Here is a 732-nt window from a genome sequence, read left to right as displayed (position 1 = left end):
CTCCCACGCCGCGAGCGTCACTCCGAAGTCCGGCTCGCGCCCCAGCCGCCAGGCCGCGATGCCCGGGGCCAGCGGCGCGCGGAAGCGGTGCGGACAGACGGCCTCCACGGGCAGCGTGCTGCCCGCGGCCTCCCGCATGGCGAGCGCGTCCGCCGGGGCCTTCAGGGAGGCACAGCCGCTCTCGTAGGGCTTGAAGCCCTGGGGCTGGAGGCCCGCGTCGCGCATGAGCGACAGGAGCGCGCACGACACCTGCGTCTTGCCCACGCCGGTGTCGGTGCCGGTGACGAAGAAGCGGGGAACACGGCTACGGGCCACGGGAGACTCCCACCCGGCGCAGCGCCTCCAGCGCCAGGTCGATGTGGCCCGTCGTGTGGGCCGCGGAGAGACAGAAGCGAAGCCGGCTGGTGCCGTCGGGCACCGTGGGCGGACGGATGGCCTTCACCAGCAGCCCGGCCTCCCGCAGGCGCCGGGCCGCGTCCAGCGCGCGCGCGGGCTCGCCCAGGATGACCGGGAAGATGGCGCTCCGGGGCTCCGCCGGCAGGCCCAGGGCGCGCAGCCCGGCGGTGAACCGGTGGATGTGCCCCCACAGCCGCTCGCGCGGAGCCGGGTCGTGCTCCACCAGGTCCACCGCGCACTCGGCGCCAGCGCACAGGGCCGGGGGCAGCGCGGTGGAGTACACGAAGGGCCGCGCGCGGCTCACCAGCAGGTCCGCCACCGCGCGCGAGGTGGCGA

2 protein-coding genes are annotated in these 732 nt (G+C 76.5%); both read right to left on the bottom strand.

The window, feature by feature from the left end:
- Window positions 1–315, bottom strand: a 315-nt coding sequence (gene bioD, locus D7V93_RS43725; protein ID WP_147451713.1) for an ATP-dependent dethiobiotin synthetase BioD, incomplete at its 3' end; no start/stop codon positions are given.
- Window positions 305–732 (bottom strand): aminotransferase class I/II-fold pyridoxal phosphate-dependent enzyme (locus D7V93_RS43720; protein ID WP_120648737.1); only part of this gene is annotated, 428 nt, incomplete at its 5' end. The genes D7V93_RS43720 and bioD, both read right to left, overlap by 11 nt.

This window comes from Corallococcus llansteffanensis (assembly GCF_003612055.1).
GTDB lineage: Bacteria > Myxococcota > Myxococcia > Myxococcales > Myxococcaceae > Corallococcus > Corallococcus llansteffanensis.
Note: the sequence above shows the minus strand (reverse complement) of the source record. Positions and strands in the feature narration are given on the sequence as shown.